The sequence below is a fragment of the Mumia spirodelae genome, assembly GCF_050632745.1.
In the GTDB taxonomy this organism is placed as follows: Bacteria; Actinomycetota; Actinomycetes; order Propionibacteriales; family Nocardioidaceae; genus Mumia.
In genome coordinates, this window is sequence record NZ_JBODSD010000002.1 from 1,081,545 (window position 1) to 1,101,282 (window position 19,738).

Here is a 19,738-nt window from a genome sequence, read left to right on the forward strand (position 1 = left end):
GCCCGCGCGACGATCCGCGCGACAATTCGCGCCGCGAGGGACGTCCGAGCCCCTACGTTGTGGCGTGCTCCCGCCCGGGACCCCGCCCGACAGAGAGGCACGTCCGTGAGCCCCTACCCCCGAACCCTCGGCGTCGTCGCGGCGCTGGCCCTCGGCGCCGGCACCCTCGTCAGCGCCCCTGCCGCCCAGGCCGCCGACCTCGACCGCGCGCCCGCGACCACGCTCGCCGGTGCCGCGACCCAGCTCGCCGATCCGGTCGGCGTCACACGCGACCGCTTCGGCCGCCTGTACGTCGCGAACCGCGACACCCACAAGATCCTGGTGTTCGCCGCGAACGCCACCGGCAACGCGGCACCGGTCCGCGTGATCAGCGGCGCTGCGACCCTCCTCGCCACCCCGGACGACATCGAGGTCGACGCGGCGGGATACATCTACGTCGCCAACCACGACGCCGACCGCATCACCGTCTACCCGCCCACCCCCGGCACGGGCGCTCCCAACGAGGCTCCGGTCCGCACCATCACGGCGCCGGCGAACCAGCTCGACGGCGTGGCGGCGATCGAGGTCGACGCCCACGGCGGCATCTACGCCGCGAGCTGGTCGGCCCACACCGTCGCCTACTTCGACTCGACCGCGAGCGGGACCGTCGCTCCCGACCGCCTGATCGCCGGCGACAAGACGAAGCTCTACCGCCCCTGGAGCCTCCTGCTGCGGGCAGACGGCTCCCTGGTGGTCGGTACGGAGAACGAGGCCGTGCTGCAGTTCGCCACCTCCGACACCGGCAACGTCGCGCCCGACCGGGTGCTCGGCGGGCTCGTCTCCGACCTCGGCATCGTCTCCGGGCTGGGTGAGGACGCCCGCGGCAACCTTTACACGTCCAGCTACACCGACAGCACGATCAAGGTGTTCGCCAAGGGCGCCGTCGGCAACGCAACGCCGACCGTGGTCCTCAAGGGCAGCCACACCGGCCTCAACATGCCGTGGGGCATCCACGTGGACGCTGCCGGCCGTGTGACGGCCGCGCAGTACGCCGGCAACAGCGTCCGCACGTACGCCCCGCTCGTCGCGACGCCCGCCGCCCCGGTGGTGACGCGTCCGTCGAAGGTCCGCGCCCTCAAGGTCTCCGGGAAGCAGACGGCCGCCAAGCGCCGCATCTCCTGGAAGGCGCCGGCGTCCACCGGCGGAGCGCGGATCACCGCGTACCGGGTCGTCGTCAGGAAGGGCGGCAAGACCCTCGTGGCCAAGACCGTGTCCGGCTCGCGTCGCAGCCTGGTCGTCAAGCGGTCCAAGCTGCGCAACGGCAAGGTCACCGTCTCCATCAGGGCCCGCAACGCCAAGGGCTACGGCCCGACGGTCAAGAAGATCTTTCGCGTGAAGAAGTAGTCGGGTACGGGCGGGGTGCCGACACGTCGCACCCCGCCTGCTGCTCGACAGGGATGGCGTGCGTGCTCGGGCGGGTCCGGATCGTCGCCCACGCGATGAGGCCACCGGCCACGAGCATCACCGTGCACACGACCATCGCCTGGTCGAAGCCCTCGTCGAAGAGGTCCGGGTCCGACAGCGCGCCTCCGACGATCCCGACCAGCGGCGGAAGGGCGGCCACGGCGAGCAGCTGCGCCGTCCGTGCGACCGCGTTGTTGACGCCCGAGGCGATCCCGGCGAGGTGGTCGGGTGCCGCGGCGAGCACTGCCGTGGTCAGCGGCGACACGAGGATCGTGAGCCCGATGCCGAAGACGATGACGCCCGGGGCGACGTCGGTGAGGTACGACGCGTCCGGCCCGATGCGCAGCATGAGCAGCAGCCCCGCGGCCGCGACCAGCGGACCGACGGTCATCGGGATCCGCGGACCGATCCGCGTGCCGACCGCACCGGCGTACGACGAGAAGAGCAGCATGAGGATCGTGACGGGCAGCGTCGCCGCGCCGGCGGCCAGCGGGGAGTAGCCCGCGACGACCTGGAGCTGCACCACCAGCAGGAAGAAGACCGCGCCCAGGGCGCCGTACACGACGAAGGTCACGAGGTTCGCCCCCGTGAACACGCGGTCGCGGAAGAGACCGAGCGGCACCAGCGGGTTGGGGCTGCGGCGCTCCTGCGCGACGAACAGCAGCAGCACCACCAGCCCGGCCACCGCGAGCCACGTGTCGGAACCGATCAGGCCGTAGGTGAGGACGGCGAGGCCGCCGGCGGTGAGCACCACGCCCAGGACGTCGAAGTGCGCAGGCGCGTCGGGGTCGCGGCTCTCCGGCACGTGACGCGCGCACACCCATACGACGACCGCGGCAAGCGGCAGGTTCAGCAGGAAGACCGCGCGCCAGCTCACCGCCTCCACCAGCCAGCCGCCGAGCAGCGGGCCGATCGCCGTCGCGACCCCGCCCAGCCCCGACCAGGCGCCGATCGCCGCGCCGCGGTCGTCGGGGTCGAAGGACGCGGAGATCAGGGCGAGGCTGCCCGGTGTCAGCAGCGCGCCGCCGACGCCCTGGAGCACCCGCGCCGCGATCAGCGTCTCGACGTTCGGCGCGACGCCGCACAGCAGCGACGCGAGCGCGAACCACAGCACGCCGATCACGAACACCCGGCGACGACCCCAGCGGTCGCCGAGCGCCCCACCGAGCAGGATCAGCGACGCGAGCGCCAGCGTGTAGCCGTTGACGACCCACTGCAGGCCCTCGACCTCCGCGTCGAGATCGTCCCCGATCGTCGGCAGCGCGACGTTGACGACCGTGCCGTCGAGCATCGCCATGCTCGACCCGAGCACGGTCGCGAGCAGCAGCCAGCGCCCTGGAGCGCTGCGAAGGCGAACAGCATCGGCCACCTCGCCACCGTACGCAAGGCTGTGGCCTCATGCGGAAGACTGGCGGCATGACCGTACGCACGCCCGACCCGAATCCCGGCTGGCTCTCCGACCACGACCTCGACGAGACCCGCAACCGCGTCCCCATGCTGTACGTCGAGGCGGTCCCGGTCCGCATGGATCCCGACGGGCTCGTCACGGAGGTCGGCCTGCTGCTGCGCGGCTCCGCCCACACGGGCGCGATCACCCGCTCGTTCGTCTCCGGACGGGTGATGCACGGCGAGCGCATCCGCGACGCGCTGATGCGCCACCTCGAGAAGGACCTGGGCCCGACGGCCTTCCCGGTGCTGCCGGTGAGCACGGTGCCGTTCGCGGTCACCGAGTACTTCCCCTACCCCGGGGCCTCGCAGTTCTTCGACGCGCGCCAGCACGCGGTCGCGCTCGCGTACGTCGTGCCGGTGTCGGGAGAGTGCCAGCCGCGCCAGGACGCGCTCGAGCTGACCTGGCTCACCCCGGAGGAGGCGTCGACGGACGCGGTCTCCGCGGAGATGGAGGGCGGTCGTGGCGCCCTGCTGCGCCAGGCGCTCGGCCACCTCGGCGTGCTCGGCGGCTGACCCGCCGCCGGTCGCACCCTCAGTGCACCGCCTTCAGCCCGACGACCCCGCCGATGATCATCGCGAGGAAGAGCAGACGCAGCACGCTCACGGGCTCACCGCCGGTCACCATCGCGTACGCGACGGTCAGCGAGGCGCCGATGCCGACCCAGACCGCGTACGCGGTGCCGGTGGGGAGCGTGCGCATCGCGTAGGCCAGCCCGACCATGCTGAGGACGACGGCGACGCCGAAGACGGCGGTCGGGACGAGCTTGGTGAAGCCGTCGGAGCGTCCGAGCGCGGTCGCCCAGACCGCTTCGAGGATGCCGGAGAGGACGAGGATCAGCCATGCCATGACGAGAACTCCTGGATCAGGGGTGTCGACGTCTTCGCATGACCGGGTACGTCGCTTCTCGTCCGGAGCCGGGTGGCTGAGCCCAGGATACCAGACGTAGGATATCCATATTCCGAGATTGGAGTCTCGCCATATGGACACCGCTGTCGCCGCCCCCCGCGTCACTGCCCGGCACTGGAGCATGCTCGCCGTCGCCACGGCGGCCCAGGTGTCCGGCGCCTGCCTCGCGCACGGGGCCGCGTTCCTGATCCCCGCGCTCCAGTCGCAGGGGCGCTCGCTGTCCACGGCCGGCCTCGTCGCCTCGATGCCGCTGATCGGCACGATGCTCGCGCTGGTCGCCTGGGGCGCGGCGGCAGACCGGTACGGCGAGCGCCTCGTGCTCATCAGCGGGACCGTCGGCGTGGCCCTCAGCTCGGCCCTCGCGGTCGCGGTCGCCGACCACCTCGGCGCACTGTGCGCCGCGCTCCTCCTCGCCGGAGCCTTCGCGGCGAGCACCAACTCCGCCAGCGGGCGCGTCGTCGCCGGCTGGTTCCCCGCGCACCGCCGCGGCCTGGCGATGGGGATCCGGCAGATGGCGCAGCCGCTGGGCGTCGGGCTCGCCGCCGCGACGATGGCGCCCCTCGCCATCTCCCAGGGCATCGCCACCGCGCTCTGGGTCCCGGCCGTCACCGCGGCCGTCGCCGCGCTCGCCTGTGCGCTCGTCGTCGCCGACCCTCCGCGCCCGAGCCGCGCCGACGCCCAGGCAGCCAGCCAGCTCGCCCACCCGTACGGCAACCGCTACCTCGTCCGCATCCACCTCGCGTCGATGCTGCTCGTCGTCCCGCAGTTCACGGTGTGGACCTTCGCGCTCGTCTGGCTGGTCGGCGACCTCGGATGGTCGGCCGGTGCCGCCGGCGGCCTGGTCGCCGCCACCCAGCTGCTGGGCGCCGTGGGGCGGATCGGCGCCGGCCAGCTGTCCGACCTCGTCGGGAGCCGGCTGCGCCCCATGCGCTGGGTCGCGATCGTCGCGGCCGCCACGATGGTCGGGCTCGCAGTCACCGACCGACTCGGCTGGGACGTCGTCGCGGTGGTGCTCCTGGTCGTGGCCACGGTCGTCACGGTCGCGGACAACGGGCTCGCCTTCACCGCGATCGCCGAGCAGGCTGGTCCGTTCTGGTCGGGGCGGGCGCTCGGGATCCAGAACACCGGCCAGTACCTCACGGCCTCCACGGTCCCGCCGCTGATCGGCGGCGCCGTGACGCTCCTCGGCTTCCCGCTCGCCTTCGCCCTGGTCGCGCTCTGCCCCGTCGTCGCCGCTCCGCTGGTCCCGGTGGAGGGCGAGGCGCCCCTCGAGTAGATCGGACCCGGAAGTTACCCGTGGGTAGTGTTTGGCGTACCTTACCCGGAGGACCCCGATGCCTCGGGCTAAGGTTCGCTTGACCGTACTACCGGCAGGAGCTGAGCATGCAGGTCGTCGCGATCGTCGTGTCGCTGGCCATCACCGCCGTCGCCGTCGCACTCGCCGCCAAGGCGATCACCGCGATGGTGCGCGTGGTGCGGATGGGCGGCCCGACACGGGGCACACGCACCGACAACAAGGGCGCGCGCTGGAAGAACATGCTGGTCGAGACCATCGGCCACACGCGGATGCTCCAGTGGCACTGGATCGGCATCATGCACTGGTTCGTGTTCGCCGGCTTCATCCTGCTGTCCTCGATGGTCGCCGCCGCGTACTTCCAGGTCTTCGACGCCCACGCCGTCCTGCCGGTCATCGGGCACTGGGTGGTCTACCAGTGGGTGGCCGACCTCTTCTCGTGGCTGACCCTCATCGGCATCCTCTACCTGATCTTCGTCCGCCAGCGGAACAAGCCCAACCAGCTCGGCCGCAAGTCGCGCTTCTTCGGCTCGACCTTCTGGCAGGCCTACTTCGTCGAGGCCGTCATCCTCTCCGTCGTCGTCTGCGGCTTCCTCCTGCGCGGCCTCGAGTACGCGCTGTTCTCCCACGACGACCCGGCCGAGGCGACGTTCGTCCACTTCCCCGGCACCTTCTGGCTCGGCGAGATCTTCTCCGGGATGTCGGTCGGCGCTCTGGAGACCACGATCTACGCCGTCGCGATGGTCAAGATCGTCATCTCGATGACCTGGCTCATCACGATCTCGCTCAACATCACGATGGGCGTCGCCTGGCACCGCTTCACCGCCTGGTTCAACATCTGGTTCAAGCGCGAGTCGTCCGGTCGCACCGCGCTCGGCGGCCTCCAGCCGATCTACGTCGGCGAGACGCCGGTGACGATCGAGACGATGGAGGACCTCGACGAGGACGCGTTCGAGAAGCTCGGCGTCGGCAAGGTCGAGGACTTCTCCTGGAAGGGCATCCTGGACTTCACCACCTGCACCGAGTGCGGCCGCTGCCAGTCGCAGTGCCCGGCCTGGAACACCGACAAGCCGCTGTCGCCGAAGCTCCTCGTGATGGGCCTGCGCGAGCACGCGTACGCGAAGTCGCCGTACGTCCTGGCCGGCGAGGACGGCCGTGAGGGCCTCGCCGAGGACGTCACCAAGGAGGCCGAGCGCCCGCTCATCGGCGACGAGTCGATGTACGGCGTGATCGACCCGGACGTCCTGTGGTCGTGCACCAACTGCGGTGCGTGCGTCCAGCAGTGCCCGGTCGACATCGAGCACGTCGACCACATCGTCGACATGCGCCGCTACCAGGTGCTCGTCGAGTCCAACTTCCCCACCGAGCTGAACAACATCTTCAAGGGGCTCGAGCGCAAGGGGAACCCGTGGGGCATGTCGCCCAAGAACCGCATGGACTGGGCGAAGGACCTCGACTTCGAGGTCAAGCAGGTCGGTGTCGACGTGGAGGACCTCGACGAGGTCGACTGGCTGTTCTGGGTCGGGTGCGCCGGCGCGTACGAGGACCGGGCCAAGAAGACGACGCAGGCGGTCGCCGAGCTGCTGGACACCGCGGGCGTCTCCTTCGCGGTGCTCGGTGACGGCGAGACCTGCACGGGCGACCCGGCACGCCGCGCGGGCAACGAGATCGTGTTCGCGCAGCTCGCTGCGCAGAACATCGAGGTCTTCAAGGAGACGAAGGTCAAGAAGGTCGTCTCCACCTGCGCCCACTGCTTCAACACGCTCAAGAACGAGTACAAGGACTTCGGCATCGAGCTCGAGGTCGTCCACCACACGCAGCTGCTCAACCGCCTGGTGCGCGAGGGCAGGCTGACGCCGCTGGCCCCGACCGACGCGGGCGTCGCCGGCAAGACGATCACCTACCACGACCCGTGCTTCCTCGGACGCCACAACCAGGTGTACGAGGCGCCTCGCGAGCTGCTCAACGTCATCCCGAACGCCGAGCTCAAGGAGATGCCGCGCAACTCCGAGCGGTCGTTCTGCTGCGGCGCCGGTGGCGCTCGGATGTGGATGGAGGAGACGCTCGGCGAGCGGATCAACCTCAACCGCACCCAGGAGGCCATCGACACCGGCGCGGACCAGATCGCGGTCGGCTGCCCGTTCTGCCGCGTGATGCTCGCCGACGGGCTGACGGCCAAGCAGGCCGACGGCGCCGCCCGCGAGGAGGTCGAGGTCCTCGACGTCGCGCAGCTGTTGCTCGCCGGCGTCAAGCGCAGCACCGCCGCCGAGGCCGCCACGGAACCCGGCCCCGACGCGACCGTCGCGGACGCGGGCATGGCGGCCACCGCCACGGCCGTCCTCGAGCGGCCGGAGGGCCAGAGCGCCGAGCTGGACGAGCCGGGTTCGGGCACCGCCGAGGAGAACGAGGCGATCGCCGAGGAGTCCAACGTCCACGTCGACGACGAGGGCCACGGCCACCCGAAGGCCTGACGGACGCCGTCTCGCGACGAAGCCCCCACCCGGAGTCCGGGTGGGGGCTTCGCCTTCTCGCGAGGGCGGGGGTTCCCTCAGACGAGGTCCGGCTCGGCGTCGCGCGACACCGTGACGTTCGCGGACACCAGATCCTTCTCCTCCTCGGGGTCGGAGGTCGTGAGCAGCGACGTGACGACGAACGCGATCACTCCGGCGGCCGCCGACACGAGCGTCGCCCAGCCGTCGAAGCCGGCCCCGACGAGCGCGTTGTCGACGTACAGCAGGTCGTTCGGCACGCCGTACAGCGTCGGCGTCAGCATGAGCAGGACGACGCGGACGACGAGGCCCACACCGGTGCCCACCAGCGCCGCCGTCGACGTCGACCGCGACCAGAACAGGCCCAGCAGGAACGGCGCGATCAGGCAGGCCAGCATCAGGTCGAAGGCGAGGGTGAGCAGGATGCCGGTCTGGCTGACCCGGATCGCCAGGAAGATGCCGATGAGGACCACGGGGATCATCGCGACGCGGGTCCAGCGCAGCAGCGGGTCGGGCTGTCCGGGCTCGACCTCCCGGCGGATGCCGACGATGTTGCGCACGGCGACGGCCGAGGTCGCGAGGATCGCTCCCGACGCCGTCGAGAACGACGCCGCGACGACACCGGAGAGCACCAGCACGGCGAGGATCGCGGGCGCGAAGTCGTCGAGCAGCTGGTACATGATCGGCGCGCTCTCCGCCGACAGTCCGAGCTCGGAGGCGGCGGTGAGGGCGACCAGCGACCACACGATGCCGATGGCGGCCGTGAAGCCCGCGCCGATGAAGCAGGACTTCTGCGCGACCTCCGGCGACCTCGCGGCGAAGATCCGCTGCATGAAGTCGATCGCGACCAGGTCGCCGATGCCCAGCGAGATCAGCGTGGCCCAGTTGATCGCCGCGCCCTGGCTCGTGTCCGTGAGCTGACCGAGGTCGAACGGTCCCATGCCCGCCGGCACGCTGATGCCGTACTCGGTCATCACCCAGAACAGCAGCGTGACCGTGGCGACGACGGTGATGACGGCCTGGATGACGGCGGTGTAGGCGTCGGAGTAGATGCCGCCGCCGATCGTGTACGCGAGGACGAGCAGCACCGCGAGGACGACGCCCACCTCGTACGACATGGTCGTGAAGTACTCCACCAGGAAGCCGCACGCGACCAGGTTGCCGGCGAGGAGGATCGTGAACGCGAAGATCATCAGGACCGACGACGTCACCTCCACGGGTCGGTTGTAGCGCCGGGCGAAGAAGTCGCCGAGCGTGAACAGGCCCATCCGGTTCATCGGCTTGGCGAGGAAGAGCCCGGCGATCGTGAGGCAGATCGCGAGGCCGAGGGCGAGCGAGGCCCCGGCCCAGAACCCGTACGCCGAGCTCAGGTCGGTGTTGCCGACCGTGGCGTTGCTGTCGACCGCGGCCGTCGTGAGCGCGACCGCGACCAGCGGGATGCCGAGCTGGCGCCCGGCGACGAGATAGTTGGCGCTGTCGCCGTCGATCTTGCGGGCGACGGCGATGCCGACCACCAGCACGACCAGCACGGTCAAGGCGACTCCGGTGATGATCATGGTGCACTCCTCATGCGGGACGCCTGTCGCTCCGGACCACTTTCGGTCGGTCGACAGATAGTGAGCACCATTCAGGCGTGCCCGTGTTACGCCCGCGCGCCTCGATGGCGCACGTTCGTGTTAACGGGCGGTCCCGACGTGGCCGCTCAACCGCGCTCGACGAGCGGCCGCGCCGCCGTGCGGACCCGCGCGATCCGGTCGTCGCCGACACCGAGGATGCGCAGCGCGGCATCCCCGATCCGCTCACCCGCTCCCCTGACGACCATCTCCGGCTCGTTGCGCCGTCGCAGGATCGTCGACTCGACGAGCCCGAAGACGAGGCTCGCCTGCTCCTGCGCCTCCGGCAGGTCGACGCCGAGCACCTGCGCGACGAGGGCGCGGTAGACGTCGAACAGGCGCTGCCGCTCGGCGTGGAACTCGGCGAACCGCAGGTCGCCGAGCTCGGGCAGGAGGTAGAGCGACCCCGTGTTCTCCTCGCCGGACAGCAGCAGGTGCACGTCGTACGCGCAGAGCGCCCACAGGCGGACGTCGGCATCGGACTCGTCCTCGACGAGGGCCGACGCGACGACGACCGACGGGCGCACGGTGCGCAGCAGCAGCTCGAGCAGGATCGCGTGCTTGCCCGCGAAGTAGTGGTACATGGTCGCCTGCGAGATCCCGGCCGCGCGCGCGATCGCGTGCGTGCTCGTGCTCCCGTAGCCGGACTCGCAGAACAGCCGCGCCGCCGCGACGAGGATGTCCTCCTCGGTGGACAGACCCGACGTCGAGGGCCCCTTCGCGCGTGGTCGGCCGAGTCCCGAGCTCATGCGGGGAAGGTAGCAGTCGCGATCCCGTTTACCGGGGTTTAACGCCGCCGAGACGCATCGCGCGATCGCTCCCCGTTGACTTTCTGTCAACCGACAGAAAGGCCGAGCGCATGCCGCACGCCAGCGTGACCGCGACTCCGACCGCCCCCGTCGCCGACGGCACCGCGACCACCGCGGGAGCCCGCGCGCACGCCCGCGCCCAGGAGGACGACGCGCTGCGCGCCGGCTTCTCCCGCCCCGCTGCCCCGGACGACGTCGACGCCGCGTCCGTCGTGTGGGCCGAGCGCGTCGCCGGCGGCGGCTACGCCCACCGGCGCCTGGCCCGCGGCACCACGGTCCGGATCACCGACGTCCTCGGCGACGCGTGCGCGCACCTGCTCCTCTACAACGCCGACGAGCCGTGGGAGCGCCTCAACGTCGCCGACACCGTCAAGGTCCAGTGGCAGGTCTACACCGGCACCGGGCAGCTCGTGCTCAGCGACCAGGGACGCGTCCTCGCCTCCGTCGTCGGGGACACCTCCGGGCACCACGACACCGTCTTCGGCACCTCCAGCCTGGCGCGCAACCAGGAGCGGTACGGCGACGGCTCACCCGAAGGTCCCTCACCCGCGGGACGCGAGCTGTTCGTGCTGGGAGCCGCGAAGCACGGACTCGGGCGGCGTGACGTCCCCCCGTCGGTCTCGTTCTTCCAGGGTGTCCGCGTCGACGACACCGGTCGCCCGCAGGTGACGGGCTCGGCCGGCCCCGGGACCGCGGTCACGCTGCGCGCCGAGATGGACGTCGTCGTCCTGCTCGCCAACGCCCCGCACCCGCTCGACCCGCGCCCCGACTACGTCGTCTCGCCGCTGGAGGTCGTCGCGTGGAGCGGCACGGCGACCGCACCGGACGACCCGCTCTGGACCGCCACCCCCGAGGGCCGGCGCGCGTTCGAGAACACCCACGACTACCTGAAGGGCACGGGCCGCGCATGACCACCCTCGGAACCGCCACTCACCCGACCGTCCTCCACCGCGAGACGGTCGCGCCCCGCGCGCCCTGGTCGTACGTCCTCGAGCGCGGCCAGGTCCTCACGATCGTCGACCTGGACGGCAACCAGGCCGTCGACTTCCTCGCCTACGACGCGCACGACACCGCCCGCGCCTACTCCGCGCAGGCGACGCTGCAGGGTCAGGACTCGGTCTTCCTCACCACCGGCAGCGTGCTGCGCGACAACGAGTACGCCCCGCTGCTGACCGTCGTCGCCGACGAGGTCGGGCGCCACGACACGCTCGGAGGCGCCTGCTCGAAGGAGTCGAACACGCTCCGCTACGGCCACCACACCTACGGCCAGCACGCCTGCGCCGAGAACTTCCTGCGGGCCCTCTCGCACTACGGGATGGGCAAGCGCGACCACGTCCCCAACGTCAACTGGTTCATGAACGTGCCGGTCGACCCCGACGGCGCGCTCGGGATCGTCGACGGGATCTCCGCGCCCGGTCTGTCGGTGAGCCTGCGCGCGGAGAAGGACACGCTGGTGCTCGTCTCGAACTGCCCGCAGGTCAACAACCCGTGCAACGGCTTCGACCCCAGCCGTGCCGAGATGATCGTCAGTGCGGGAGCACCCGCATGATCCGCACGCTGCTGGTCGCCAACCGGGGCGAGATCGCCGTCCGCATCATCCGCAGCGCGCGCACGCTCGGGCTGCGCACGGTCGCGGTGTTCTCCGAGGCCGACCGCGGTGCGGCGCACGTGCACCTCGCCGACGAGGCGGTGCTGCTCGGGCCGACCGCCCCGGCTGCCAGCTACCTGGACGTCGAGGCGGTCCTGTCCGCGGCCAAGAGGACCGGCGCCGACGCGATCCACCCCGGCTACGGATTCCTCTCCGAGAACGCCGACGTCGCCGAGCAGTGCGAGGCGAGCGGGCTGGTGTTCGTCGGCCCGACCCCGGCACAGCTGCGCGCGTTCGGCGAGAAGCACACCGCCCGTGCCGCCGCCGAGGCCGCCGGAGTCCCCGTGTTCGCCGGGACATCGCTGCTCCGCGACGCCGACCATGCCGTCGCCGAGGTCGCGACGATCGGCTACCCCGTGATGCTCAAGGCGACCGGCGGCGGCGGAGGCATCGGCATGACCGTCTGCCACGACGCCGACGAGCTGCGCGCGGGCTACGCCCGGGTCGCGCGCCTCGCCGAGCAGAGCTTCGGCTCGAGCGGGGTGTTCGCCGAGCGGTACGTCGACCGTGCCCGTCACGTCGAGGTGCAGGTCTTCGGCGACGGTCGAGGGCGCGTCGTGACGCTCGGCGACCGCGACTGCACGCTCCAGCGACGCCACCAGAAGGTCGTCGAAGAGGCTCCGGCACCGGCGCTGCCCGACACGGTGCGTGCACAGCTGCATGCGTCGGCCCGGGATCTCGCCGCCACGCTCGACTACCGGTCCGCCGGCACGGTGGAGTTCGTCTACGACGCCGAGCGGGAAGAGGCGTCGTTCCTCGAGGTCAACGCCCGCCTCCAGGTGGAGCACCCCGTGACGGAGCAGGTCACGGGCGTCGACCTGGTCGCGTGGATGCTGCGGCTCGCCGGCGGCGACACGACGATGCTCGACCCGTGGGTGGACGGGTCGGGACTCGGCAGCGTGCCGGTGTCCGGGCACGCGGTCGAGGCCCGCGTCTACGCAGAGGACCCGGCCGCCGGGTTCCGGCCGAGCGCCGGCACGCTCACTCAGGTGCGCCTGCCCGAGCGCCCCGGCACGCGGGTCGACACCTGGATCGAGACCGGCACGGAGGTCTCGACCGCGTACGACCCGCTGCTGGCGAAGGTGATCACCACCGGCACCGACCGCGCCGACGCGTTCGCACGGCTCGCGGACGCACTCCACGACACCCGGATCGACGGCATCGAGGTCAACCTCGGGCTCCTGCGCACGGTCGTCGACCTCCCCGCCGTCCGCACGACCACGCACACGACGCACACGCTCGACGACCTCGGGGACCCCGAGCCCCGCATCACCGTCGACCGGCCCGGACTCATGACGACGGTCCAGGACGTCGAGGGGCGCACCGGCCTGTGGCAGGTCGGCGTCCCCCCGAGCGGCGCGATGGACGACCGGTCGCTCCGGCTCGCCAACCTCGCCCTCGGCAACGACCCGAACGCGGCAGGGCTGGAGTGCACCGCGACCGGTCCCGCACTCTCCTTCACGCACGCGACCACGGTCTGCGTCGCGGGCGCCCCGGCGACGGCGACCGTCGACGGCGCGCCGGTCGCGATGTGGGAGCCTGTGGCCGTCCCGGCCGGCAGCACGCTCGACGTCGGCGACGCGACCAGCGGCCTGAGGACGTACGTGGCGTTCGCGGGCGGCCTCGACGTCCCCGCGTACCTCGGCAGCGCAGCGACGTTCACCCTCGGCCAGTTCGGCGGACACGGCGGACGTGCGCTGCGACCCGGTGACGTCCTGCGGGTCGCGCCGCCGGCGCCCGGCGCGCGCGAGCCCGCGCCCGTCCCGGTCGCCCAGCGCCCCGCGCTCGGCACGGGAGCCACGGGGACCACCGCGTGGGAGCTGGCCGTCACCGAGGGCCCGCAGCCCGCGCCGGAGTTCTTCACCCCGGAGGACCTCTCCGACCTGTACGCGGCGGCGTACGAGGTGCACTTCAACTCCGCCCGCACCGGCGTCCGCCTCGTCGGACCGCGGCCGCGCTGGGCCCGCACCGACGGCGGCGAGGCGGGGCTGCACCCGTCGAACATCCACGACAACGCGTACGCCGTCGGCGCCCTCGACTTCACCGGTGACACTCCTATCCTGCTCGGCCCCGACGGACCGAGCCTCGGCGGCTTCGTCTGCCCGGTGACGGTCGTGACCGCCGACCGGTGGAAGCTCGGCCAGCTGCGCCCCGGCGACACCGTCCGCTTCGTCCCGGTCGACGGCGGCACCCTCCCCTCACGGCGCTCTGCCGACGTCCCGCACTACGTGCCGCGTCTCGCGGGGGCGGGCGACGGCGGCGTCCTGCGCCGACTGGACGGCGACCCTGCGGTCACCTACCGGCGCAGCGGCGACGACAACGTCCTCGTCGAGTACGGCGACATCGTGCTCGACCTCGGCCTGCGGGCCCGCGTCCACGCGCTCCACACCGCCCTCGCCGAGCGCGCGGTCCCTGGCGTCGTGGACCTGACGCCGGGCATCCGCTCGCTCCAGGTCCACGTCGACCCGGACGTGCTTCCGACCGGCCGGCTGCTCGACCTGCTCCTCGAGGTCGAGCGCGAGCTGCCGCCGACGACCGCGCTGGTCGTGCCGAGCCGGCAGGTCCGCCTCCCGCTCAGCTGGGACGATCCCGCGACCCGCGAGGCGATCGAGCGCTACATGGCCGGCGTGCGCGACGACGCTCCTTGGTGCCCGTGGAACATCGAGTTCATCCGCCGCGTCAACGGGCTCCCGTCCGTCGACGACGTCTACCGGACCGTGTTCGACGCGGACTACCTGGTGCTCGGGCTCGGCGACGTCTACCTCGGTGCCCCGGTCGCCACCCCGCTCGACCCCCGGCACCGGCTGGTCACCACGAAGTACAACCCGGCCCGCACCTGGACCGCGGAGAACTCCGTCGGCATCGGCGGCGCGTACCTCTGCATCTACGGCATGGAGGGCCCCGGCGGCTACCAGTTCGTCGGGCGTACGACGCAGGTCTGGAGCCGCTACCGGCACACGCCGCCGTTCGAGCCGGAGACGCCGTGGCTGCTGCGGTTCTTCGACCGGATCACCTGGTACCCCGTCGGGCCGGAGGAGCTGCTCGACCTGCGTGCCGACCTCGCGGCCGGGCGCGGGACGGTCGACATCACCGACGGCACGTTCTCGCTCGCCGAGCACGAGCGCTTCCTGGCCGAGAACGCCGACGACATCGCGGCGTTCCGGGAGCGGCAGTCGGCCGCCTTCGAGACCGAGCGGCAGGCCTGGCACGCGTCGGGCGAGCTCGCCCGCGCCGAGCGCGCCGCCGAGTCCGCGACCCCCGAGCCGGTGGAGGTGGAGGTTCCCGACGGGGGACGCCGGGTCGACGCCCCGTTCGTGGCGAACGTCTGGAAGGTCGAGGTCGAGATCGGTGACGTGGTCGAGGAGGGGCAGACGGTGGTCGTGCTGGAGGCGATGAAGATGGAGTCCGCCGTCCACGCGCCCACCGCCGGGGTCGTCACAGCGGTCCCGGCGGTGTCCGGAGCGCAGGTCGCTCCGGGGGACGCCCTCGTCGTGCTGGCACCGGTGGCGGAGGTGGCGGCATGAGCCCGGCGGACACCGAGAGCCTCGCGGAGGACCGGCGCGCCCGGGTCCGCGCGGCGTACCGCGCCATCGCCGAGGTCGACCGCCCGGAGGTGTGGATCCACCTCCGGGACCAGGCCGCGGTCGAGGCCGACGCGGTCGCCGCGACCGGACCGCTCGCGGGGCTCCTCCTCGCGGTGAAGAACAACGTCGACGTCGCCGGGCACCCGACGACGGCGGGCTGCCCGTCGTACGCGGTCGAGCCCGCGGCGCAGGACGCCCGCGCCGTGGCACGGCTGCGGGCCGCCGGGGCGACAGTGCTCGGGACGACCAACCTCGACCAGTTCGCGACCGGGCTCGTCGGCCAGCGCAGCCCGTACGGCGGGGTGCGCGACGCGCGCCGGCCGGCGTACGTCTCCGGCGGGTCGAGCTCGGGGTCCGCGGTGGCCGTGGCGCTGGGTCTCGTCGACCTCGCGATCGGGACGGACACCGCCGGATCGGGCCGCGTCCCGGCGTCCTTCCAAGGCATCGTCGGGATCAAGCCGACGCTCGGCACGGTCTCCACGGACGGCGTCGTGCCAGCGTGCCGCTCGTGGGACGCGGTGACGATCCTCGCGCGGGACCTGGCGACCGCCGACGCCGCGATGGCTGCCATGGCCGGCGGACCCGGGACTCGGGCGTGGCCGGCGGACGCTCCGGTCGCCGCACCTCGTACGGCCAGGGTGGCCGTGCCGTCCACGCTGCCGGCGCTCGCGCCGGGGTGGGGCGAGGCCTTCACGGAGGCCGTCGAGCGGCTGCGCGCGGACGGCTGCACCGTCGAGCCGATCCCGTTCGGCTCGTTCCTCGAGGCCGCACGGCTGCTGTACGACGGGGGGCTGGTCGCCGAACGGCACGCGGCGGTGGGACGGTTCGTCGACACCCACCGCGACGAGGTCGACCCGACCGTCGGCGCGATCGTCTCCCGTGCCGGCGAGGTGTCCGCGAGCACGATGGTCCGCGACCTCGAGGCGCTCGAGCGGCTGCGACAGCGGTCGATGGCGCTGCTCGACGGGTTCGACGCCCTGCTCGTGCCGACCGCGCCCGGACACCCGACGCGGGCCGCGGTCGCCGCCGACCCGATCGGCGTCAACACGTGGGTGGGGACCTACACGAACTTCTGCAACCTGTTCGACCTGTGCGGGGTGGCGGTGCCGTCCGGCGCGGTCAGGGAGGCGGACGGCGACGCACAGTTCGGCGTCACGGTGCTCGGCCGCGCGTTCCAGGACGCCGCCGTGCTCGACCTCGCCCACCGCGTCTCCGTGCCTGCCCCGTCGGTCGCCGCAGCCGGCGCACGCTCCGCCGAGCCCGGGGCCGCCGCGCCGTGGCCGGTCACGGCAGGCGTCCCCACCGCCACCCTCTTCGTCGTCGGCGCACACCTCGTCGGGCAGCCGCTCGAGCACCAGCTCCGCGAACGGGGTGCCCGGTGGCTCGGTCCGGCCACGACCGCCCCCGCGTACGCCTTGAAGGCGCTCCCGACGACGCCGCCGAAGCCGGGCCTCGTCCGGGTCGGCGCCGGCGGCGCGTCGATCGTCGGCGAGATGTGGGAGCTCGCAACCGGAGCGCTCGGCGACTTCCTCGCCGCGCTTCCGCGCCCGATGAGCCTCGGCCGGGTCGAGCTCGCCGACGGGCGCTGGGTCGTCGGCTTCGGCTGCGACCAGGAGAGCGCGGCGAGCGCCCCCGACATCACCGATGCCGGGGGCTGGCTCGCCTACCTCGCGGCGGCGGGCTGACGGGTCACGCGTCGCGGCGGCGCAGGGCGATCGCGGCGAGCGTCATCAGGACGGCGATCTCCGCGGCGAAGATCGCGAAGCCGGCCCACGGGTCGAGGAGGTTCGGGTTGAACGCGACCGGGACCGCGACCGACGAGCCCGCGTTGCCCGGCATCACGCGCTCGATGAAGAGCCCGATGTCGCCCGGGATCAGCGCGACCATGTTGCTCACGACGAACACGACGGCGATGGTGATCGTGATCGCGCCCGCCGTGTGCCGCAGGAGCGTGCCGACGGCGAGCGAGAGCAGCCCGAGGCCCGCCATGTACAGACCGCTGCCGTACATCGACCGCAGCACGTCGCCCTCGAGCGCCATGCCGATGCCCTCACGGTCGAGGAAGAAGTTCCCGCCGAAGTAGCCGATCAGCGCCGTCGCGGTGCCCACGACGAAGAGAACACCCGACACGAGCAGCGCCTTCGCGGCGAAGACGCGTCCCCGCCGCGGCACGGCCGCGAACGTCGTCCTGACCATCCCGGTGCCGTACTCGTTGGTGACCGCGAGGACGCCCAGGACCACGGCGGTGATCTGCGCGATCATCATGCCCCAGGTGATGAACGAGCCCGGCGACTCGTCGGCACCCTCCGAGGCGAGCCACTCGGCGTTGCCCCAGCACATGACGATCGTGAGACCGGCGCCGAGACCGACGAGCGCTGCCAGCGTCCACCAGGTCGAGCGGACGGTGCGCAGCTTGATCCACTCGGAGCGGAGCACGTCGCCGAACCCCTGACGCGTGTCCGGGAGCGAGGTCGTCGCCTCGGCGGGGATGACGGTTGCGGTGCTCATGCTGCTGCTCCTGCCGTGACGACGGCGCTGTCCTTGGAGTGGTACTCGACGCTGTCGGCGGTCAGCGTCATGAACGCGTCCTCGAGGGAGGACCGGACGAGGGTCAGCTCGTGCAGCGGGAGCCCCTGCCCGTGGAGGAGGTCGCCGATCGCCGCGGCGTCGAGCCCCTGCACGTGGAGCGCGTCCTCGACGCCGTCGACCTCGAGGCCGGCCCGCTGCAGGGTCTCGGCGACCGCGGCAACCGCGGGCGACTTCACCCGGACGTACGACGCCGCGTGCGTGGCGATGAAGTCCTCCGTCGAGGAGTCGGCGAGGATCTGGCCGCGGCCGATGACGATCAGGTGGTCCGCGGTCAGCGCCATCTCGGACATCAGGTGGCTGGAGATGAAGACCGTGCGGCCCTCCTCCGCCAGCTGGCGGGCCAGCGCACGGACCCAGCGGATGCCCTCGGGGTCCAGTCCGTTGACGGGCTCGTCGAGCACGACCACCGGCGGGTCGCCGATGAGTGCGGCGGCGATGCCGAGCCGCTGCCCCATGCCGAGCGAGTAGCGCCCGGCACGCTGGCCGGCGACGGACTCGAGACCCACGAGCTCGAGCACCTCGCCGACCCGCGTCGTCGGGATGCCGTTGCTCGCGGCGAGCCAGCGCAGGTGGTCACGGGCCGAGCGTCCCGGGTGGAACGCGTGGGCGTCGATGAGCGCACCGATCGAGCGCAGCGGCGCCGGAGAGGTCAGGTGCCGGTGACCGTTCACCGTCACCGATCCCGCCGTCGGCGCGTCGAGGCCGAGGATCATGCGCATGGTCGTGGACTTCCCGGCACCGTTGGGGCCGAGGAATCCGGTCACGCGTCCCGGCTTGACCGTGAAGTCGATCGCGTCGACGGCGGTCTTGTCTCCGAAGGTCTTGGTGAGTGCCTGGGCGCGGATCATACGATCGCCGCCCGGATGCCTGAGTTGTCCATGCGACAACCGTGCCGGGCACGGCACCCCGCGGACATCGGGGAAGCACCCGGAGGGTGCCCTGAGCCGACCCCGGGGTCAGCGAGGGTCCAGCCCTCAGCCGAGGACGGTCCGCGCCTCGCCCAGCGGCGGACGCGCACCCGTACGCGCCACCGCGACCGCAGCCGTCTCCGCCCCCCGGCGCAGGGCGTGCTGCGCGTCGAGCCCGTCCGCGCTGGCGGCGAGGAAGCCGGCGGCGAACGCGTCACCCGCGCCGGTCAGGTCCTCCACCTCGGCCGCCTCGGCACGCTGCCGGACGAGGAACCCGTCCGGTGTCATCTGCACCGCGCCTGCCGGTCCGAGCGTCGCGACGACCGTCGGGTACCAGCGGCTGAGCTCGAGCACTGCACGGTCGGTGTCGTCGACGCCCGTCATGCAGCGCAGCTCGTCGACGTTGGGCAGGACGACGTCCACGCCGGCCGTCCACCGGACGAACTGGTCGACGCCGACCTCGCGCAGGAACGCGACGGACCCCGGGTCGACGGACACGACCGCGCCCCGGTCGCGAGCGCGGACGACGAGCTCCTGGGCGACCGGGCGGGTCACGGGGTCGAAGAACGAGTAGCCCGTGAGGTGGACCCACCGGACGTCCTTCCACGCCGAGAGCGGGACGTCCTTGGTGGAGAGCGCGCTGTTGGCGCCGCGGTCGACGTACATCGTCCGCTCCCCGCCACCGTCGAGCGTGATGACGATCGTCGCGGTGTCGTGCTCGCCGTCGGCGGCGATCCGCGCCTGGACCCCGAACCGCTCGAGCGCCTCGGCGTGCCGCCGCGCCCCGTCCGCGCCCGCGCGGCCGACGAACATGACGTCCGCGCCGAGCCATCCGAGCCAGGCCGCGACGTTCGCGGCGGAGCCTCCGTCGCGCCGGCGGATGATCGCCGGGGTGTCGCTCGCCGGGGTGACCGCCGTGAGCGGTCGGACGATCAGGTCGTCGACCACGTCGCCGACCACGAGGATGCGCGCCATGGGCCGAACGCTACTCGGCGAATAATCGGA

General features: G+C 72.4%; 15 protein-coding genes and 1 riboswitch. Of the genes, 8 read left to right on the forward strand and 7 right to left on the reverse strand.

Annotation, left to right across the window (positions count from 1 at the left end; genetic code table 11):
- Positions 1–105: 105 nt before the first annotated feature.
- Positions 106–1,383 carry a fibronectin type III domain-containing protein gene (locus ACQSSQ_RS14540; RefSeq protein ID WP_431327794.1) on the forward strand — a complete coding sequence of 426 codons (1,278 nt, stop codon included), beginning with the start codon at positions 106–108 and terminating at the stop codon, positions 1,381–1,383.
- Here the strand turns inward: ACQSSQ_RS14540 and ACQSSQ_RS14545 are convergent.
- On the reverse strand, positions 1,355–2,812 hold the full coding sequence (locus ACQSSQ_RS14545) for an MFS transporter (RefSeq protein ID WP_431327795.1): 1,458 nt from the start codon (positions 2,810–2,812) through the stop codon (positions 1,355–1,357). The two genes, ACQSSQ_RS14540 and ACQSSQ_RS14545, sit on opposite strands and share 29 nt — an antisense overlap.
- 47 nt (positions 2,813–2,859) lie before the next feature.
- On the opposite strand from ACQSSQ_RS14545, the gene ACQSSQ_RS14550 reads away from it, so the two are divergent.
- Complete coding sequence (locus ACQSSQ_RS14550; protein WP_431327796.1) at positions 2,860–3,405, forward strand: NUDIX hydrolase family protein; 546 nt, start codon at positions 2,860–2,862, stop codon at positions 3,403–3,405.
- 19 nt (positions 3,406–3,424) lie between these two features.
- On the opposite strand, the gene ACQSSQ_RS14555 is transcribed toward ACQSSQ_RS14550, so the two are convergent.
- The gene (locus ACQSSQ_RS14555) at positions 3,425–3,739 is read right to left on the reverse strand and encodes a DMT family transporter (RefSeq protein WP_431327797.1); all 315 of its coding nucleotides are present in this window, start codon (positions 3,737–3,739) and stop codon (positions 3,425–3,427) included.
- 22 nt (positions 3,740–3,761) lie between these two features.
- Positions 3,762–3,821: riboswitch (guanidine-III (ykkC-III) riboswitch) on the reverse strand.
- Positions 3,822–3,872: 51 nt separating this feature from the next.
- Between ACQSSQ_RS14555 and ACQSSQ_RS14560 the strand changes: the two genes are divergently transcribed.
- Both ACQSSQ_RS14560 and ACQSSQ_RS14565 read left to right on the forward strand, forming a co-directional pair.
- Positions 3,873–5,075, forward strand: a complete 1,203-nt coding sequence (locus ACQSSQ_RS14560) for an MFS transporter (RefSeq protein ID WP_431327798.1) — start codon at positions 3,873–3,875, stop codon at positions 5,073–5,075.
- Positions 5,076–5,182: 107 nt separating this feature from the next.
- Entirely contained in the window at positions 5,183–7,564 is a 2,382-nt protein-coding gene (locus tag ACQSSQ_RS14565; RefSeq protein ID WP_431327799.1) for a (Fe-S)-binding protein, read from the forward strand.
- A 77-nt stretch (positions 7,565–7,641) separates the two neighbouring features.
- Here the strand turns inward: ACQSSQ_RS14565 and ACQSSQ_RS14570 are convergent, their stop codons facing one another.
- Together ACQSSQ_RS14570 and ACQSSQ_RS14575 are read right to left on the reverse strand one after the other, a co-directional pair.
- A complete protein-coding gene (locus ACQSSQ_RS14570; protein WP_431327800.1) occupies positions 7,642–9,138 on the reverse strand; it encodes a sodium:solute symporter family transporter in 1,497 nt (498 codons plus the stop codon).
- A 146-nt stretch (positions 9,139–9,284) separates the two neighbouring features.
- Complete coding sequence (locus tag ACQSSQ_RS14575; protein ID WP_431327801.1) at positions 9,285–9,944, reverse strand: TetR/AcrR family transcriptional regulator; 660 nt, start codon at positions 9,942–9,944, stop codon at positions 9,285–9,287.
- Between the two features lie 110 nt (positions 9,945–10,054).
- Between ACQSSQ_RS14575 and ACQSSQ_RS14580 the strand changes: the two genes are divergently transcribed.
- From ACQSSQ_RS14580 to atzF, 4 genes are read left to right on the forward strand one after another with little or no spacing between them, the layout of a single operon-like run.
- Entirely contained in the window at positions 10,055–10,915 is an 861-nt protein-coding gene (locus tag ACQSSQ_RS14580; RefSeq protein ID WP_431327802.1) for an urea amidolyase associated protein UAAP1, read from the forward strand.
- Positions 10,912–11,553, forward strand: a complete 642-nt coding sequence (locus tag ACQSSQ_RS14585) for an urea amidolyase associated protein UAAP2 (RefSeq protein WP_431327803.1) — start codon at positions 10,912–10,914, stop codon at positions 11,551–11,553. Before ACQSSQ_RS14580 ends, ACQSSQ_RS14585 begins: the two co-directional genes overlap by 4 nt.
- Entirely contained in the window at positions 11,550–15,176 is a 3,627-nt protein-coding gene (gene uca, locus ACQSSQ_RS14590; RefSeq protein WP_431327804.1) for an urea carboxylase, read from the forward strand. Before ACQSSQ_RS14585 ends, uca begins: the two co-directional genes overlap by 4 nt.
- Positions 15,173–16,921: an allophanate hydrolase gene (gene atzF / locus ACQSSQ_RS14595; RefSeq protein ID WP_431327805.1), complete on the forward strand. Its 1,749-nt coding sequence runs from the start codon at positions 15,173–15,175 to the stop codon at positions 16,919–16,921. The genes uca and atzF overlap by 4 nt, the downstream gene beginning before the upstream one ends.
- Positions 16,922–16,925: 4 nt before the next feature.
- On the opposite strand, the gene ACQSSQ_RS14600 is transcribed toward atzF, so the two are convergent.
- The 3 genes from ACQSSQ_RS14600 to ACQSSQ_RS14610 form a co-directional block, all read right to left on the reverse strand.
- Entirely contained in the window at positions 16,926–17,744 is an 819-nt protein-coding gene (locus ACQSSQ_RS14600) for an ABC transporter permease (protein ID WP_431327806.1), read from the reverse strand.
- Positions 17,741–18,673: an ABC transporter ATP-binding protein gene (locus ACQSSQ_RS14605; RefSeq protein ID WP_431327807.1), complete on the reverse strand. Its 933-nt coding sequence runs from the start codon at positions 18,671–18,673 to the stop codon at positions 17,741–17,743. The genes ACQSSQ_RS14600 and ACQSSQ_RS14605 overlap by 4 nt, the downstream gene beginning before the upstream one ends.
- Positions 18,674–18,799: 126 nt before the next feature.
- The gene (locus tag ACQSSQ_RS14610) at positions 18,800–19,708 is read right to left on the reverse strand and encodes a carbohydrate kinase family protein (protein ID WP_431327808.1); all 909 of its coding nucleotides are present in this window, start codon (positions 19,706–19,708) and stop codon (positions 18,800–18,802) included.
- Between the last annotated feature and the right edge of the window lie 30 nt (positions 19,709–19,738).